Source organism: Calothrix sp. CBUCES-K 9914 (assembly GCF_059640475.1).
On the sequence record NZ_JBXXZH010000033.1, the window covers coordinates 25,584 to 42,934 of the forward strand.

The following is a 17,351-nucleotide window of genomic DNA, read 5'->3' on the forward strand; positions in this document are numbered from 1 at the left end:
TCCATTACTTGAAGCACCGGGTATAACCCAGATGGCTATTGATAAGTTGTTGTTAGAACAGCACTTATCAGGCAGTCCACCTGTATTAAGATTTTATACATGGGCGCCACCTGCTATTTCTTTGGGTTATCACCAGCATAAATACCCCGAACATTGGCAAAATATCATATGGAAGGGACAAAAACTTGATTTGGTTAAACGTCCTACAGGTGGAAGGGCAGTTTTACATCAAGGTGATTTAACTTATGCGGTAATAACATCTGGAATAAATGGCACTCGGATGCAAGCGTATCAAAAAATATGTGAATTTTTAATTGCTGGCTGGAAACAGCTTGGTGTAGATTTACATTATGGAACCGCAGGACGCGGTTATATTCATAACCCTAGTTGTTTCGGTACTGCCACAAGTGCGGACTTAGTTACTAATAATGGATATAAATTAATTGGTAGCGCACAGTTACGGAAGGGTAACGCGATTTTGCAACACGGCGCCATACGGTTACAACAATCAGCAGAATTATTTTCTCAGGTTTTTGGTGAAGAATTGAATTCAGACGCGCGGTTGTCTGTAGATGTCGATACTGAAACAATTATGAAAACTTTAGTTGCTGCTGCAAGTAATTGCTTTGATACAGAGTTTGATATTCAGCCTTTAAACTTGTAAAAACCCAGCTTCTGTAAAATCATTAATCATTTGTTGTATAGCATCCCATAATTCTGGTGTGCCTTCCGCAACTGGCGCCATACGTTTCATCACTTGTGTACGATTAATATTATGTAGGCGCCAAGTTCCACCTTTGGTTTGTCCGTTATGTAGAAAAGGCTGTATTCTATCTAAAGCAGCAGCAAATTTAGCTGTAGGTGTGTTTTGCAACTCGAATTCTTCCCAGATTTCTCTTAACTCTCGTTCCAAGTCTTGTGGTAATAGTCCGAAAATTCGGTTTGCAGCTTGAATTTCACGTTCGGCTTTATTCAAGTATCCTTGTACGTCATAGCAGAATGTATCCCCTGCGTCAATCTCTACTATGTCATGGATAAGTAACATTTTCATCGCGCGTGATAAATCAGTTCCTGAAGGTGCATATTCAGCTAGAACCATTGCCATAATAGCGATGTGCCATGAATGTTCAGCAGAGTTTTCTCGACGTGAACCGTCGGTGAGTAGTGTTTGACGCAGAATGTGTTTGAGTTTATCGATTTCTAGAATGAACTGTAATTGTTGGGTAAGACGATGATTTTGCACTTTTTCAGGTAGAATTAAAACGCCATTGGTTATTATCTCTTACTTGGTGCCCTTTGTGGCTGTTTTTGTAATTTTATACGTAGAGACGCGATTAATCGCGTCTCTACAATGACGTGGTTTATTCCTTCGTTACAGATTTGGCGATTACTCCTAATTGTAGTCCTGGTGGGTAAGTTGCATTTTGTTTGACTTGTTTGATTTCAGCTTCGGTGATTCGTAATTTCAGTTTTTTTGCTAATGCTTGGATAATATCTCCTCTGTCTATTAAACCAGCAACGGCGCCTGCTGGTGAAAGTACAGTGACGCGAATTAATTTTTCGTTTTCGAGTTTGTTTATTACTTCTACTAGTGTCGCAGTTTCTTCAACAGTAGGAATTTCTGAAAGCGTTTTAACTATAGCTTCCAAAGTTCGCGTTTCCCACTCGCTACGCTCAATTTGACGTAAGTCGTCAATAGTTACCATACCTCGGTAGCGTCCATCTGACTCAGCAAAATAAACTTGTGAATTTAAGTCTAATAAATATAAGTCAGCAAACGCGCGCAGTGTTTGGTTCGCATCGACAACCCGAAAGTCGCGCGTCATCGCTTCAGTTGCTTTCGTTTTTAGTAATGTTTCTTGTAAAACTGTGATGCGGTCGTAGCTTGTCGCGTTACGAATACCAAACCAACCTAATAATGCAATCCATAACCCTGTTCCTAAATCACTTGTAAAATAATCAATAGCTAAACCAGCCGCAATCGCAGTATATCCCAAAATCTTACCAGATAAAGCGGCGCCGCGTACTGCTTTAAATCTATCACCCGTTGCCTTCCATAGTGCTGCTTTTAACACTTGTCCACCATCTAACGGTAAACCAGGAATCAAATTAAATAGTGCTAGAACAAGATTTATCCGTCCTAAGTCACTTAGAATGACGTGTGTAAGTGTAGTATCAGGAAAGGTATTAGAGAGTAACCACAGTAAAAGAAATAAACCAATGCTTACCAATGGTCCGGCAATTGCAACCTGAAAAGCTTTACCTGGAGTTTTTGACTCTTCTTCAATTGCCGCAATTCCACCGAATAAAAATAACGTAATTGAGTTAACTTGAATACCCTGTGACTTAGCAGCCAAACTATGTCCTAACTCGTGTAGCAAAACTGAGGTGAACAACAGTAATGACATTACCACTGCGGTGCCCCAAGCCAAACTTACACCCCATTGTTGGTACGCAAAGCCAAAGTTCAGCGTTGCCAACCCAAAAATTACAAACCACAACGGGTCTAAATACAAGGGTATTCCGAACAAAGAACCAATTTTCCAATTAGACAGCATATTTTTCCCTAAAAATAAATATATATTTTTATAAACCAAATAAAAATGAATGCAGCAATAGAGACGTTACATATAACGTCTCTACATCTAATATTTTAATTTAATTTAAAATTAACTGCCGGGTTTAGAGGACACCAAGGTTTGTTAAACCTAAAACGGCACCGATGCCAACTATATGACCTGTTGCCATCGCAGCGAGGAATGTACCGAGGCTAGGGTTGTTGAACACCGAAGGCAAAGGTAATGGTATTTTATTACCGACATGAGGTTCCTCGATTGTTCTTGGAATAATTAAAAGAGCTAATAAGCTGGCGCCAACAATAATGATAGTACCAGTCCAGTTCCATTCAACAGCACTATTAGGAACCGTTGGTTGGACAACTGCCAAAAGCGATATTAAATTAAATGTCAAAGTAGACATGAATGTGGAAATCACAGGTTTTTTCTCCTACACGAACATAACCTCGTTTTTTATGCTCCTTCGGATAAAGACTTGAATCGTCCATCTAAGGGGGGGGAAACTACCTCCCCCTCTAGTTCTAATTACAAATGCCAAAACATGTGCATTACTATAGTAGTGCAATTATACTATATTGCGCCAATGTTAGTCAGTCCCAGAACAATACCAATACCGATAATGTGACCAAAGCACATAGCAGCTACAAATGTAGGAATGCTAACAGGTACTAACGGCATTTTGGGTCCAACGTTTGGTCTTTCAATCTTTAAGGTTAGCAGAAGCGCAACAAACGAGCATAGACTGATAATCAATCCTATAGTTGGGTTCCAAGCAGGTGTCGCGGGAATATTAGCTGCAACTGCCAATAAAGCTGAAGGCATAAGCGCGGTTTTCTCCTAATGAAAACTTAATTTAAGTCAAAAATGATTATAAAATTTTATGGTCAATAAAGCTAATATTCGTTATTTTTTTAGAATTGCTGTAAAGTCAATTACAATTACCAAAATTTACCATGCGAGTTAAAATTTGTGGAATTCGTGACCCACAACAAGGTCAAGCAATTGCAAAGAGTGGCGCCACCGCATTAGGATTTATTTGCGTCCAATCTTCTCCACGTTACGTTACCGTTGAGCAAATCCAATCAGTTGTAGCAAAATTACCCCCCCATATAGATAAAATCGGAGTTTTTGCCAATGTAAATCCAAAAGAAATTGCTAATATATCTAATAATTCTTCATTGACAGGAATTCAATTACACGGTAATGAATCTCCAAATTTTTGTCAACAAGTACGGAATACCCTACCAGATATTGAAATAATTAAAGCCTTAAGAATACGTAATCTGGAAGATTTAAATAATGCCGCAACTTTTATAGATTATGTTGATACCTTGTTATTAGACGCTTATCATCCTCAACAGCTAGGTGGAACTGGTCAAACCTTAGATTGGGAAATCCTTGAAGAATTCAACCCAGGTTGTCCTTGGTTTTTAGCAGGAGGATTAACACCAGACAATATTACCTCAGCATTGAGTCAAGTCAAACCAGATGGGATTGACTTATCAAGCGGTGTTGAAAAGGCGCCGGCAGATAAAGATTTAGATAAAGTCACAAAATTGTTTGAAAAGTTAGGAGTGCTGAGTGTTGAGTGCTGAGTGCTGAGTGCTGAGTGTTGAGTGTTGAGTGCTGAGTGTTGAGTGCTGAGTGCTGAGTGTTGAGTGCTGAGTGCTGAGTGCTGAGTGTTGAGTGCTGAGTAGAAAATAATTATGTTAACTTCTTACTTCTTACTTCTTACTTCTTACTCCTAACTTCTTACTCAGCACTCAGCACTCAGCACTTTCAACTATTAAAAGAATGAAGCTTGGTGACGGATTAAGTTGAAGAACTCTTCGCGCGTCTTTTGTTCGTCTTGGAATACGCCAAGCATCGCACTTGTAACAGTCCATGAACCGGGTTTTTGAACTCCCCGCATAGCCATGCACATATGGGCGCCTTCCATAACCACAGCAACACCTTGGGGTTCTAAAATTGTTTGAACAGCTTCAGCAATTTGACGGGTAAGACGTTCTTGCACCTGCAAACGACGCGAGTACATTTCAACAATGCGAGCAAGTTTACTAAGTCCGACGACTTTTTGGTTAGGGATATAAGCAACATGCGCTCTACCCATAAACGGCAACATGTGGTGTTCACACAAACTGAAGAAGTCAATATCACGAACCAACACCATTTCGTTGTGTCCTTCGTCGAAAATGGCATTGTTAACTAGGTCTTCAAGTGACTGGCTATAACCACTTGTTAAGAAGCGCATTGCTTCAGCTACACGTTTTGGAGTTTTAAGCAGTCCTTCACGTTCTGGGTCTTCGCCAACACCTACAAGAATATTCTTTACTGCATCCTGCATTTGCTCCATCTGCTCATCAGTTGGTGGATGCACATCAGGAACTTTACCATTGTGTGTATTACGGTCAGGTCTAGTAGTGATGATATCTGTCAAATCAGGAATTAGCGGAGATTGAGAGCCGTTGGAACGAGCTATAGTCATGATGTAAGTGTAATGTGATGTTTCTGCGGAATAGTGATGAGTGCTGAGTGCTGAGTGCTGAGTGCTGAGTGATGAGTGCTGAGTGCTGAGTAGAGTTAGGAGTTAGGAGTTAGGAATTAGGATTAAAAACTCAGCACTCAGCACTTTCTACTCAGCACTCAGCAATTTCTACTCAGAACTCAGCACTTTCTACTCAGCACTACTTAAAGAACTCCAGCGCTTGGCATAAGAGTTAATTCATCGACGACTGCGGCAAGAGGTAGCTGTGCAGTGTAAAGAATTGATTGAGCAACAATTTCTGGGGTAAGCATGTTGGAACGATCAAAGTTTGCGTGAACTGTTTCGGTGTCCCAAAGTTCTGTATTAACTGAACCTGGACAAATCGCAGTCACACGGATACCGTGGGAACGCTCTTCTTGTGCTAATGTTTGCGACAACGCTAACAAGCCAGCTTTACTAACGCAGTAGGCGCCCCAATTTGGAAAAGCTCGTTTACCAGCGATTGAAACAACGTTAATAATCGTACCCGCACCGCGAACACGCATTATCGGTAAAATTCCCTTAGTGCATTCAAACACGCTGGTTAAATTCAAATCAATTACCCGTTGCCAGTCAGATAAAGATGTTTCGCTTAAATCAGCTGTGTATCCCATTCCGGCATTATTTACAAGAATGTCAATATTACCAAAATCTTGGGCAATATGTTGCATTTTTTCTTGAACTTCGCCTAATAAGCTCAAGTCCACTACGTATGCTTTTGCTTCTACTCCTGCGTGTTTCACTGCTTCGACTACTGGCATTAATTTGCTTTGAGAACGGCTCAGTAGAGCAACATCTATACCTGCTTTTGCAAAAGCTAAAGCTGTTGCCTTACCAATCCCACTGCTTGCTCCAGTTATAAGGGCGCGTCGTTTTTGCTCAACAATCATGTTGTCTCCACTTGTTTGGCTACCCAAACGCATCGCCATCGAATAAACTTCTTGTTAAAAGCTCGTTCCCTGTGTTGATACCCAGGACTTTCTTTTAAGAGGTCTAATGTGTGTATCGCTAGGGTTACATAGATTAAAAAATTATAAAAATTCGTCGAATCGCTTCCAAACAGATGCTATTCTTCATTTTTAATATATTCTCCTATACCGTAGGTAATCTGTATACCTAAATCTACGTCTGTAGTTAGAGCTTGATTTTGACTTTTATTAATCCTTGAGTATCTTTCCCTTACTAAGTTTAGAAAAATAATCAAGTATATAAAGCCAATCAATCGAACAAAAATACTAGACTACCTATGGTTAAATTAACTTCTTAAAGAAAGTTAACTTACCATAGGCGATTATAACAAAAAATGTTTATTCAAGTATATTATTGACCAACTTCAGTAAAAACGCCGATTTTGCGGAATTTTTCGTAGCGTAATTGGCGCCGTTGTGCGGGTGTCATGATGGAGAGTTGATCTAAGTTATCAAGTAAAGCGCTTTTTAGAGTGGTTGCGGCTTTGAGTGGATCGGAATGGGCACCACCAGTAGGTTCAGGTAAAATTTGGTCGATGATACCTAAATTCTTCAAATCATGGGAAATCATCTTGAGGGCAGTAGCAGCTTGAGGGGACTTAGAAGCATCTTTCCACAAAATTGCTGCACAAGCTTCTGGAGGTGCCACAGAGTAAACCGAATGTTCAAACATCAAAAGTCGATCACCGACACCAATACCTAGGGCACCACCAGAACCACCTTCACCAATAACAGTACAGATAATCGGTACATTAAAGCTGAACATCTCACGCAAGTTATAAGCGATGGCTTCACCTTGACCTTGGTGTTCAGCTTCAACACCTGCCCAAGCTGCGGGTGTATCAATAAAAGTCAGAATTGGCATCCCAAATTTATCAGCGTGCTGCATCAAACGTAAAGCTTTGCGATAGCCACCTGGAAAAGCCATACCAAAGTTTCGAGCAATATTATCCTTGGTATCTCGACCTTTTTGCTGCCCCAACATAACTACTGGGCGCCCATCTAACCTGCCAACACCACCTACCATAGCGGGGTCATCAAAACCACCTCTATCACCATGCAACTCCATCCATTCATCACTGATAGCTTGAATGTAATCTAAAGTACTAGGACGACGCGGATGTCTTGCAACCTGTAACCGCTGTGATGGAGATAGACTAGTGAAAATCTCCTCTCGCAGTTGCGTAGCGCGCGTTTCTAGCTGCCGAATTTGACCAGAAACATCCACGCCATTTTCTTCAGCAAGTTGCCGAATTTGGTCTATTCTAGTTGCCAATTCCGCCAACGGCTTCTCAAAATCCAGCAGTAGTGGTTTACGCTCAGTAGTTGCCATCTTTAAAAATCAAAAGTTAGGAGTTAGTAGCTGTAGGGTGGGCAGTGCCCACCATACCAAAAGTGGAGTTAGGAGTTAGAAGTAGACACTAAAAGCGGTTTAAATCCGTGTTTTAGCGAAAGTTGACCAATACGGCTCATTTTTTCTACAGTAATCTGATTGCGTCCCCAAGAAAAGTTAGTATGCAACTTCTCGAACTCTAGAAGCATCGACTCAGCAAAACAAGCAAATAACTGGCGCCCAGGAATATCCATGTTGACAATTTTCATGATTTTCCAGTCAATATCCAAGGAATGTTCGACGATTCCACCATTTAGGACATGTACTCCAGACTGCTGAACTTTTGTTGCCAAATTTTTCGGGTAGCCGCCATCAATCAGTAAGCAAGGTTGCTTAAGAGCTTTTGGGTCAATTTCTACTCCTTTAGGCATCGAAGCGACCCAAACTATAATATCAGCTTCAGGTAACGCTTGCTCTAGAGCCATAATTTTTCCGCGTCCTAATTCGCCTTGCAACTGCTCTAAACGCTCTTGGTTACGTGCGATGAGTAAAAGTTCCTTCACATCGGTTTTTGCCTCAAGCCAGCGACAAACAGCACTACCGATGTCACCAGTGGCGCCGCAAACAGCAACCGTAGCTTCAGATAAATTAATACCAACTTGTTTAGAGGCTTGTTCAACCTGCTGACAAATAATATAAGCAGTGTGAGTGTTACCAGTAGTGAACCGTGTAAACTCAAGCGTCGTATTTCGGACTTGACGGAGCTGCTCTAAATTAAAGTTTTCAAAAATAATTGAAGAAAACCCACCTAAAGCAGTAATATCGATGCCGTGCTTCTGAGCATGAGCCATTGCATTCAAAATTTTGCGGGTTGCAGCTTTAATCCTACGAGTAGCAAGCATTTCCGGCAAAAAACAAGACTCAACGTATCTTCCCTCAATTTTTTGTCCGGTAACACTAGTAACAGAGATGTTATCTACTATTTGAGGTGGTGCGCTACACCAAAAATCTAAACCTTGGTCGGCGTATTCAGGATAGCCTAATTCGAGGGCTACAGATTGAGCGTGTTCTAAAGAAGTCAAATGTCCGATTAGACCAAACATGTACTGTGATACTGGGCGTGGGTAAATAAAGTAATAAGTTATGAGTGCTGAGTGCTGAGTGCTGAGTATAGAGTTTTGTTTTACTCAGCACTCAGCACTTTTTACTCAGCACTATTTTAGACTGCGCGGAGACCGTAAGCGGACAAGCGCATGATCTCGCGGGTGTTGAAACCGATGTTGCCAAGAGCTTCGCCGTATTGAATCATAAAATCTTCAACCAAAGCATCTTTTTCCATTGCCATATTTTCGGCATCCAATGCAACTTGGTTGAGCATTTTCCATACTAAAGGTAGGTTTTGACGATTTGCTTCCTCAAGTTCGGCTTTGGATGCTTCAAAGTTTTCTTTGAGCCAAACTTCACCAAAATTTAAGTGCAAGTATTCGTCTTTAACAACACCTTCAGTAATTTTACGGGCAAAGTCGTCGGCAACAGGGATGTATATGTGGTAAGCTGAAATTGCAAAACATTCAATAATTAATGATTGAATCAACAAGCAAGTAACAACCTTTCCTTCGGCTGCTGCTTCTTGGAAATTGCGGTGTAAATCAGCAAAAAACAGCTTTGCGAATTCCATATCGGGTGTAACTTGGAGATTTTTGCCACAAGCTTCAAACCCCTTCTTATGACGACTTTCCATCTTCGATAAGCGAACCAAGTCATCATGACTGTCGGGAAGCATCTCGGCTAATTTGATATAGTTTTCGTGTGCTTCTTGTTCGCCTTCGATTACAATCGCATTAATGCGACTGTAAGCGTCCTTGTAGACTTCACTGCTGAAATTTAGTTCTAATGTTGCCGCCTGTGACATACTATGTTCACTCCTATGAGGTGAATTATTTGATACAACTCTCCGGCTAATAGTAGTTAGTAGCGCGGAGCTGATAGCTTTTATGCTCACTGTGATTTAATTTAACTTAACAAGTCACTATGTTATAGATTAACTTCTGTAGGGAACTATTGCTTGCGAGTGACATTAGAATAAATGCTTGGAGATAATAGAATAATGCCAAAACCAAGCCTGAACCCTAAATACCACGATATATTTGGCTTTGGAGTACTCCTACTTCTAGCACTTATCGTCTTGCTACCGTTAATTGTTGTTTTTATAACCTCTTTTGCTCCAGGTGGGTCAAGTCCGGGAAACGCATCAGGGCAAAGTTGGTCACTTGTATCCTACAGTGACGCATGGCAGCGAGGTAAGTTTCTTTTAGCGTTTTGGAATTCGACACTAGTAGCTCTATCCGTTACCGCGTTCCAAATTATTACCTCCGCTTTAGCTGGTTATGCTCTAGCGAGATTAAAATTTCGTGGTAAGCAAGCGCTGCTTTTAATAGTCCTTGCCACATTAGTCATACCATTTCAATTACTAGTCATACCAATATTCTTGGTATTAAAATCAGGAAATTTAATCAATACCTACGGTGCCTTAATATTGCCAACAGCAGTAAACGGGTTTGGAATATTTCTACTGCGTCAATTTTTCCTGACTATTCCAGTAGAACTTGAAGAAGCTGCTGCACTAGATGGCGCCAACCGACTACAAATCTTATGGCAAGTAATGCTACCCCTCGCGCGTCCTGCATTAGTAACTTTATTCTTATTTACCTTCATCGGTGAATGGAATGACTTATTCAAACCATTGGTATTTACAACTCGACCCGAATTAAGAACAGTCCAGCTAGCACTAGCCGAATTTCAAGAGCAATTTACCAACAACTGGTCATTAATGATGGCAGCAGTCACAATTGCTACCGTGCCAGTCATGATTCTATTTCTAATCGGTCAAAGGCAATTCATCCAAGGTATTGCCGCAACAGGAATTAAGAATTAGCAACGGATACAACGGATGTAACGGATAGTAGGTTGGGTGGAGGCGCCCATGAACCCAACTTAATAATTACCAAAAATTCATCGTATTAATCAAAACCTGCTTTGCCGAACTAATAACTGTACTACTAACATCCCGATTCAAAAAATCCACCCAAGCTAATAAATCTAACAACTTACTAACACGGCGCCACTGACTCGGTAGTGAGCCACCATTATTAACATAACCTTGAATAAAACAATCTTCCCATCCAGGTAAGCTATCTAAAGGAGGCCGTAAAATATGCCCAATATCAGCCATAGATAAACCACTATAAGCAAACTCCCAATCAATAACCCCACCTACTACCCAACTATCTATACCTCGTCTCAGTAAGATATTTGTCCCGCCAAAATCAGAATGAACCAAGCAAGGTGCCTTTGAACTACAATCAACATCATCAAGCAAATATGCGTATGTATTGCAAAACTGCCAAAATTGCTGCGTCAGTTCATCACCCAAATGCTTACATCCATTACCTTCAATTAAATTCTTGTAGATAAAACTCAAAAAACCTTCACCAACCATATTAACAGGCTGTACTACTTCTAAATCATTATCAAAAAATCCAGCTTGTTCAAATTTAAAAGAATGTATATTAGCCAGTACAGAACCTACAGAAGCAGCAATTTTACCAATATCTTCTGTATTCGCTTGAACAACCGAATCAAGCATATATCCATCAATCCATTCCATCAAAGCATATGGATGGCCTGTAACTGAATTAGAATCAGCAAAATATAAATATTCAGGAACAGCAACACAGGTTTTTAGCAATTGAATAATCGTAAACTCTTTACGCGCGGTGCCTGAGTTACGAGAAAATATTTTAAGTAAAATCGGATGTGCAGCGTTTGATAACTCTAATCTGTAATTAGTATTAGCTAAACCACCTTGAGTAGCTTGAGCAGAAATCACACGAAAACCTTTAAAAACAGGCTGTATAAATTCACTTAAAGAATCAACATTTAGATTAAACCAAGGTGTACTTCTTTCCCAACCTTCTCTCATTAAAACTCTTACCTCCATACTCCTCACTCTGCGTACACAGTGTCTCTGTGGTAATAAATTTATTTACCACAAAGACGCAGAATACACAGAGGAAAAACCATCCGTTGTATCCGTTGCTAATATTCCTCCTCCTGTATTTGTAACCTGACAGTACGTTCGTTCGGACTACCAATTTGAATAGTCATCAGTTGACTTCCGAGCGGTTCTATGCATTCCAACAACCCGCGTAATTGCGGAGTACTGGCGCCAGTATCAACGTACAAACGGTCAGCCAAATTACCAACACGCTTCCAAGTCATGTAAAGCTTACCGATAATTTGTTCAAGCTGTGAAGCTTGGTTAACCAAGTCAGCAGCAGTATTTAAGCATCCTATGCGCTGCGCTTCTAATAAAGCTGTTTCAATATCTATATCTTGTTGGGTTAATGCTTGAACTTGGGCACTAGCTTTAAGGTACTTAGCCAAATTACGCGCTTCTGTAGTTGCGCTCTTTATTGTATCTAAGTCAGGGTTAGCAGCGATTTCTTTCTGAATTATAGCTTGATGCACTTCGGGCAACTTTTCCATTTCCCGAACTAAAGGAGCAATATAGCGAGGAGGAAGCGAATTATCAGCAGCTTTTTCCTTAACAGGTTGAGGTAACAAGTCGCTAGTCATAGCCGTCCACTCTTCTTTTAGCTGCTTAACCTCGCGACGGGTTATTTTATCACCTTTTTGCGCTGCTTCAGTAATCATATGCTGAACTTCTGGTACAGCTTTGGCAGTCTCAATAAACGCGCGCTTGCTAAAGTTCTTGATACATTTCTCCTCGAGCTTACCTTCTGCCAGAAGTGTATCAGCACTGTTTGCCAACTGAATCCAGTTATAACCCTGACTCTTGCTGATTTCACGTTCTTTAAGCCAGTGTAGGAACCCAGTACCACGACCATCCCCACCAATTTTTTCTCTATCCCGAACCGCGCGCAAAATTCGTCCTCGCCAAATATCGGTCTGTAAGTCAAAACGGTCGCATACCTGCCAAGCAATATCTACCTGCTGTTGAAATTCCGACTCTGAAATCGCATCATCTTCAGGGTCAGGAAGCTCAAAGCTAAAGTCTACTGGCTGTTGTAATGCATCCGCCAGGTCGTTCATCGATTCAGTATATTCCACGATGGTTCTGTCTAGTTAGGGTATGCAATCGGCTTATTATCCCACAATCTGCCCACAATAATAATGGCTATAAATTAATTGAAAATTAAAAAATAAAAACTATTCAAGTCAGTAACAAGCGCAATATTTTTTACTTTAAGTAACGTAGATAAATTTATTACTATATTTTTATATGTATACTTATATGTTTGATCCCCCCAACCCCCCTTAATAAGGGGGGCTTCAAATACTTCTTATTCCCCCCTTCCACGCGCAGGGCTGATTCGTTCCCTAAAAATCTTGAAAAATCAAGGGTTTCGCGCAAATCTTTATTGGTAATTTTGCTACCAAGGCGCCGATAAAATAAACAATCACACTTATATTTATGTGCTTAAAAGTCTATTTCATTGCTACCCATACTTATGATTTTTATAGCTAACCATCTTGACAAATCCGATTTGAGAGGGAACGAATCAGCCCTGCCTTATTAAGGGGAACTAGGGGGAATTTTATTCACGTTAATAATAATATGGCGCCTATCAATGAATGTTAAATATATAAACTAAACATGTAACGTCTCTACCAACCAAAAAATATGCGAAAAGTCATCATTGGAGTGATGGGACTAGGTGAAAACGCGACACCTACTGATATCGAAAATGCTTATCAACTAGGAAAACGCATTGCTGAACAAGGATGGGTATTACTGACAGATGGAAGAAACATTGGTGTAATGGAAGCAGCTAGTCAAGGAGCAAAACAAAGTAACGGTTTAACAATAGGTATACTCCCAGGAAATAACAGTTCATGTATTTCTGAAGCTTTAGATATTGCCATATTTACAGACATGCACAACGCACGTAACAACATTAACGTCCTATCATCCGACGTAGTAATAGCTTGCGGGATGGGTTAAGCGACATACATCAATTGATTACGTAATATTACGGTAAAACTATATAAAAATAAATTCATTCTTAAATTCTCTTTTCTTGCCTCACGCACGCAAAGTATTGCAAATAATCCATTTCAGTTTCAATACGTACACTTACAAAGCTTATAGATAGTGATATATATAACTTATCTAAAAGTAGTTAATATCACTTAGGAAAGAAAAACCTTGTATAAGATAAGCAGCATATTAGGTGCGATTCTAGCAGTAATTTTAGGCGTTCGTACAGCTAACGCGCAAAGCACCATTGTACCTGACGGCACATTAGCTACAGAAGCTTCGATAGTCAATTCACTCGACCCACTTCCTGTAGATATCATCAACGGAGGCGCCATTCGAGGCAATAATTTATTTCATAGCTTTTCACAATTTAACGTTGGTGCCAATCGAGGAGTATACTTTTTTAGTCCGAGTGCTAACATTACTAACATTCTCGCGCGCGTAACAGGTGGTAGTCGTTCAGAAATTTTAGGAACTTTAGGAACTTTAGGAAGTTCTCAACCAAGTTTGTTTCTAATTAACCCGAATGGAATTATATTTGGTGCAAACGCGACTTTAGATGTAGGTAAATCATTTGTAGCTACAACTGCGGACGGAGTACAATTTGGTAATCAAGGAATTTTTAGTGCAACCAAACCCGAAGCACCTTCTTTACTTACGGTTAATCCTTCAGCTTTATTAGTAAATCAAATAGCTAATTCCGGAAATATTATAAATCAATCAAAAACAACGGCGCCTGTTTTAGGAGGCTTTATTAATGGTACTCCAGAAGAACGCAGTAGAGATGGACTTGGAGTAGTAAGTGGGGAAAGTTTGTTATTAGTAGGCGCCAATATAAACTTAGATCGTGGAGTTTTGCAGGCACCTGGTGGTAAAGTCGAGTTAGCAGCAGTCACGAATGGAATTGTTGGACTTGAAAGTGCTGATGATGGTTTGAAGTTGAACGTGCCAGCGGAAGCATCGCGCGGAGATATTTCTCTGAATCAAGCTATAATTAACACGTCGGATGGTAAAGAGGTTCAACTTATAGGTAATAATATTAGCTTTAGCGATGTTTCAGTTATTGGCGGTTTTGGTATTAAACAGGTTAATATTCAAGCTTCACAATTTCAAATGAATAAATCAGGAGTTTTTGCCCTACCTAGTGAAGTAAGTGCAGCAGGTAATATTAATATTGAAACGGGTAATCTATTACTTCGAGAAACTAGTTTGGTAGATGGTGGCAATGTCCGATTAAGAAGCGATAATATTATGCTCAATACTGCTTTTATCGGTGGTATAAATACCCGATTAAGCAGCGATAAAATTACGCTCAATACTTCTTTCATCGGTGGCAAAAATACTAGTTATGTTGCAATTAATACTAACTCAATAAAATTGTCTAACAGTTCTGCTATTAACGCATCGACTTCCAATTTGGAGCAAGCAAGTAAAATTCAAATTCAAGCTAAAGATTCTGTTGATTTAGTGAATAAAAGCATAATTGGAAATATATTTAATTTTGGTAACTCAAGTATTCCGAATAGTGGAGTAGATATTGAAATTTATACAAGACAGTTAACAATGCAAAATCAAAGTGCTATTATTTCTAGTTCATCTAGCTCAAAAATACCTCGTAATATTACAATCCGAGCTAGTGATAAGGTTAATTTAGCTAATATCAGTAGCATATTAACCTCAATCTCAACAACATCTTCATCAGGTAATATCTTAATTGAGACAGGTATGTTAACGCTAGATGGTTTCAGTACCATTGCATCATCAACACTTGGAACCGCAAATAGTGGAGAAGTGATATTAAGGGTAAAAGATGCTGTTGAACTTAGTAATAGCAGTAGCATCAACTCAAGCACTTATACTGGAAGTACAGGACAAGCTGGGAATTTGACTATTCAAACTGGAAGGTTAAGTCTTAAAGAAGGCAGTATTATAAATTCCTCTACATTAGGCGCCGGGAATGGTGGTAATATCTCAATTCAAGCAACCGATGCTATTAAATTATTTGGCGAGACTTCTCCTAGTTTGGTTTTTAGTTTGATTAGTTCAAGTGCAAACTTCGGCAGTCAGGGAAACAGTGGGGATATTACAATTAATACTGGTCGCCTTACTATCACTGATGGCGCGCAAATTTCTACTCAAACAGATAGTGTAGGCAATGCAGGTGATATCAAAATTAAAGCGAATAATGCGATTGAATTAACAGGAGAGCAACAGTTTGTACTTGGTGGAACTGTGTCAAGTGGAATTACAACAGAAACAAATTTATATTCATCTGGTAAAGGTGGTAATCTCTATATTGAGACACCACGTTTAAACATTCAGGGCGGCGCCACAATATCAACATCAACTGCAAGCACAGGCGATGCAGGCAATTTAACTATTAAAGCTACTGATATAAACGTTTTCGGAAAAGGATTTTCATCTAGTAGTTTGTCTTCAGGTTTGGGTTTAGTGGCAACTGGAGCAGGTGGCGCCCTCAAAATAGATACTCAACGTTTAAATGTTAGTAATGGAGCAGAAGTTTCGACTATTAGTAGGGGTGTAGGCAATGCTGGAGCTTTAAACATTAATGCTCAACAAGTCAATATTGATAATGGGCGAATAGCTTCTTCTACTCTAGGCAACCAGCAACCTTATTCCCAAACAAGCAATGGTTATACCAGCACAGTTAAAGATGATAATTTAGTAATTACTAGTGGTGGTAATTTATTAAAGTCATTGTTTCCCAATGTTATTGATCTTACTGACCCAGACATTCTCAAACTTCTCAACACTTTCAAACAAGCAAATATTCCCTTTACTATTGACGGAAATAAGTTGACTATTGGTGGCGAAACTAAAGAAAGCTATTATAAATTACCATCATCCATTGGTAATGGAGGAGATTTAATTATAAATGCTACTGACTCAATAAACGTTCGTGGGCAAAGCGGTACAATTGAAGCTGCATCTGCAAGTCTTGGTAAAGCAGGAGATATACGACTAACTACACCAAAATTACAAGTTAGTGATGAAGGCACCGTGAGTGTTTCTAGTACAGGTACAGGTACAGCAGGTAACTTGGATGTTACGGCAAATAATATGTTACTCGATAATCGTGGTAGTTTAGGCGCCTTTAGTAGTGTGGGTGATGGTGGAGATATTACCTTAAATGTACGCGATTTACTAATACTGCGTCGGAAAAGTCAAATTACAGCAACTGCGGGAACCGCACAAGCAGGTGGTAACGGTGGTAACATTAGTATTAATGCCAATAAAGGATTTATATTAGCTGTACCCTCAGAAAATAGCAAAATCTCAGCTAATGCGTATACAGGTAGCGGTGGTAAAGTTAGCATCATTACCCAAGGTATTTTGGGAATTAAAAACCGCCCACAACCAACATCCCAAAGTGATATTACAGCAAGTTCTACATTCGGTGCCCAAGGTCAAATCATAATCATTCAACCCGAAGTTCAACCGGGTCAAGGAATTACTGAATTACCTGGAGAAATAGTTGATGCAAGTAATCAAATTGGGCAAATGTGTTCTAGAGGTGCTAACGCGCGTCGTTCCTTGGGAGAGTTTACAATTACTGGACATGGTTCTTTACCACCCAGTCCCTTACAACCACTACCAGGTACAGCTAGTTTAACAACTCTTGCTACCTTAGATAATCAAAATATTAATGCGAAACTACCAACTAGAAACTTAAATGGCACCACTAAAACTGATACGCAAATTATTGAAGCACAAGGATGGGTGAAAAAAGCTAACGGTGATGTTGAACTTGTAGCAATGGCGCTGCATGGAGTGCCAAGTGGGCACCCGACTGTTAATCCGTGTACTGGAAGTTAACCTGTAATGGTCATAATTATATACAGTTAGACTTAGAAGAGATAGAAAT

The 17,351-nt window shown here is 39.8% G+C and carries 16 protein-coding genes; 5 read left to right on the forward strand and 11 right to left on the reverse strand.

Annotated features, from left to right (window positions below; all coding sequences use genetic code 11):
• The first annotated feature begins 31 nt into the window (after nt 1-31).
• The gene (locus AC2JBO_RS10225; RefSeq protein WP_496953539.1) at nt 32-664 is read left to right on the forward strand and encodes a lipoyl protein ligase domain-containing protein; all 633 of its coding nucleotides are present in this window, start codon (nt 32-34) and stop codon (nt 662-664) included.
• Here AC2JBO_RS10225 and AC2JBO_RS10230 read toward each other — a convergent pair.
• The 4 genes from AC2JBO_RS10230 to psaK (AC2JBO_RS10245) all read right to left on the reverse strand — a co-directional run bounded on the left by AC2JBO_RS10230 (nt 653) and on the right by psaK (AC2JBO_RS10245) (nt 3,398).
• Nucleotides 653-1,243 (reverse strand): HD domain-containing protein, encoded by a 591-nt coding sequence (locus tag AC2JBO_RS10230; protein ID WP_496953540.1) that lies wholly within the window; start codon nt 1,241-1,243, stop codon nt 653-655. The genes AC2JBO_RS10225 and AC2JBO_RS10230 overlap by 12 nt on opposite strands.
• A gap of 118 nt (nt 1,244-1,361) precedes the next feature.
• Entirely contained in the window at nt 1,362-2,558 is a 1,197-nt protein-coding gene (locus AC2JBO_RS10235; RefSeq protein ID WP_496953541.1) for a site-2 protease family protein, read from the reverse strand.
• Between the two features lie 124 nt (nt 2,559-2,682).
• Nucleotides 2,683-2,979: a photosystem I reaction center subunit PsaK gene (psaK, locus tag AC2JBO_RS10240; protein ID WP_496953566.1), complete on the reverse strand. Its 297-nt coding sequence runs from the start codon at nt 2,977-2,979 to the stop codon at nt 2,683-2,685.
• A 167-nt stretch (nt 2,980-3,146) separates the two neighbouring features.
• Nucleotides 3,147-3,398, reverse strand: a complete 252-nt coding sequence (psaK, locus tag AC2JBO_RS10245; RefSeq protein ID WP_496953542.1) for a photosystem I reaction center subunit PsaK — start codon at nt 3,396-3,398, stop codon at nt 3,147-3,149.
• Between the two features lie 131 nt (nt 3,399-3,529).
• Here psaK (AC2JBO_RS10245) and AC2JBO_RS10250 point away from each other — a divergent pair, with 131 nt between their 5' ends.
• On the forward strand, nt 3,530-4,171 hold the full coding sequence (locus AC2JBO_RS10250; RefSeq protein ID WP_496953543.1) for a phosphoribosylanthranilate isomerase: 642 nt from the start codon (nt 3,530-3,532) through the stop codon (nt 4,169-4,171).
• Nucleotides 4,172-4,362: 191 nt separating this feature from the next.
• On the opposite strand, the gene folE is transcribed toward AC2JBO_RS10250, so the two are convergent.
• The 5 genes from folE to AC2JBO_RS10275 form a co-directional block, all read right to left on the reverse strand.
• Nucleotides 4,363-5,061 carry a GTP cyclohydrolase I FolE gene (gene folE / locus AC2JBO_RS10255; RefSeq protein ID WP_496953544.1) on the reverse strand — a complete coding sequence of 233 codons (699 nt, stop codon included), beginning with the start codon at nt 5,059-5,061 and terminating at the stop codon, nt 4,363-4,365.
• A gap of 203 nt (nt 5,062-5,264) precedes the next feature.
• Nucleotides 5,265-5,990: an SDR family oxidoreductase gene (locus AC2JBO_RS10260; protein WP_496953567.1), complete on the reverse strand. Its 726-nt coding sequence runs from the start codon at nt 5,988-5,990 to the stop codon at nt 5,265-5,267.
• Between the two features lie 430 nt (nt 5,991-6,420).
• On the reverse strand, nt 6,421-7,401 hold the full coding sequence (locus AC2JBO_RS10265) for an acetyl-CoA carboxylase carboxyltransferase subunit alpha (protein WP_496953545.1): 981 nt from the start codon (nt 7,399-7,401) through the stop codon (nt 6,421-6,423).
• Nucleotides 7,402-7,469: 68 nt separating this feature from the next.
• A complete protein-coding gene (locus AC2JBO_RS10270) occupies nt 7,470-8,504 on the reverse strand; it encodes a long-chain acyl-[acyl-carrier-protein] reductase (protein WP_496953546.1) in 1,035 nt (344 codons plus the stop codon).
• A gap of 116 nt (nt 8,505-8,620) precedes the next feature.
• A complete protein-coding gene (locus AC2JBO_RS10275; RefSeq protein ID WP_496953547.1) occupies nt 8,621-9,313 on the reverse strand; it encodes an aldehyde oxygenase (deformylating) in 693 nt (230 codons plus the stop codon).
• A 195-nt stretch (nt 9,314-9,508) separates the two neighbouring features.
• Between AC2JBO_RS10275 and AC2JBO_RS10280 the strand changes: the two genes are divergently transcribed.
• Nucleotides 9,509-10,336: a carbohydrate ABC transporter permease gene (locus AC2JBO_RS10280; protein WP_496953548.1), complete on the forward strand. Its 828-nt coding sequence runs from the start codon at nt 9,509-9,511 to the stop codon at nt 10,334-10,336.
• A 66-nt stretch (nt 10,337-10,402) separates the two neighbouring features.
• Here the strand turns inward: AC2JBO_RS10280 and AC2JBO_RS10285 are convergent, their stop codons facing one another.
• Together AC2JBO_RS10285 and AC2JBO_RS10290 are read right to left on the reverse strand one after the other, a co-directional pair.
• Nucleotides 10,403-11,401 (reverse strand): phosphotransferase family protein, encoded by a 999-nt coding sequence (locus tag AC2JBO_RS10285; RefSeq protein WP_496953549.1) that lies wholly within the window; start codon nt 11,399-11,401, stop codon nt 10,403-10,405.
• Nucleotides 11,402-11,499: 98 nt separating this feature from the next.
• Nucleotides 11,500-12,516, reverse strand: coding sequence for a hypothetical protein (locus AC2JBO_RS10290; protein ID WP_496953568.1), 1,017 nt, complete (start codon nt 12,514-12,516; stop codon nt 11,500-11,502).
• 592 nt (nt 12,517-13,108) lie between these two features.
• Here AC2JBO_RS10290 and AC2JBO_RS10295 point away from each other — a divergent pair.
• Nucleotides 13,109-13,429 carry an SLOG cluster 4 domain-containing protein gene (locus tag AC2JBO_RS10295; protein WP_496953550.1) on the forward strand — a complete coding sequence of 107 codons (321 nt, stop codon included), beginning with the start codon at nt 13,109-13,111 and terminating at the stop codon, nt 13,427-13,429.
• A gap of 204 nt (nt 13,430-13,633) precedes the next feature.
• Nucleotides 13,634-17,302, forward strand: coding sequence for a two-partner secretion domain-containing protein (locus AC2JBO_RS10300; protein ID WP_496953551.1), 3,669 nt, complete (start codon nt 13,634-13,636; stop codon nt 17,300-17,302).
• Nucleotides 17,303-17,351 lie beyond the last annotated feature (49 nt).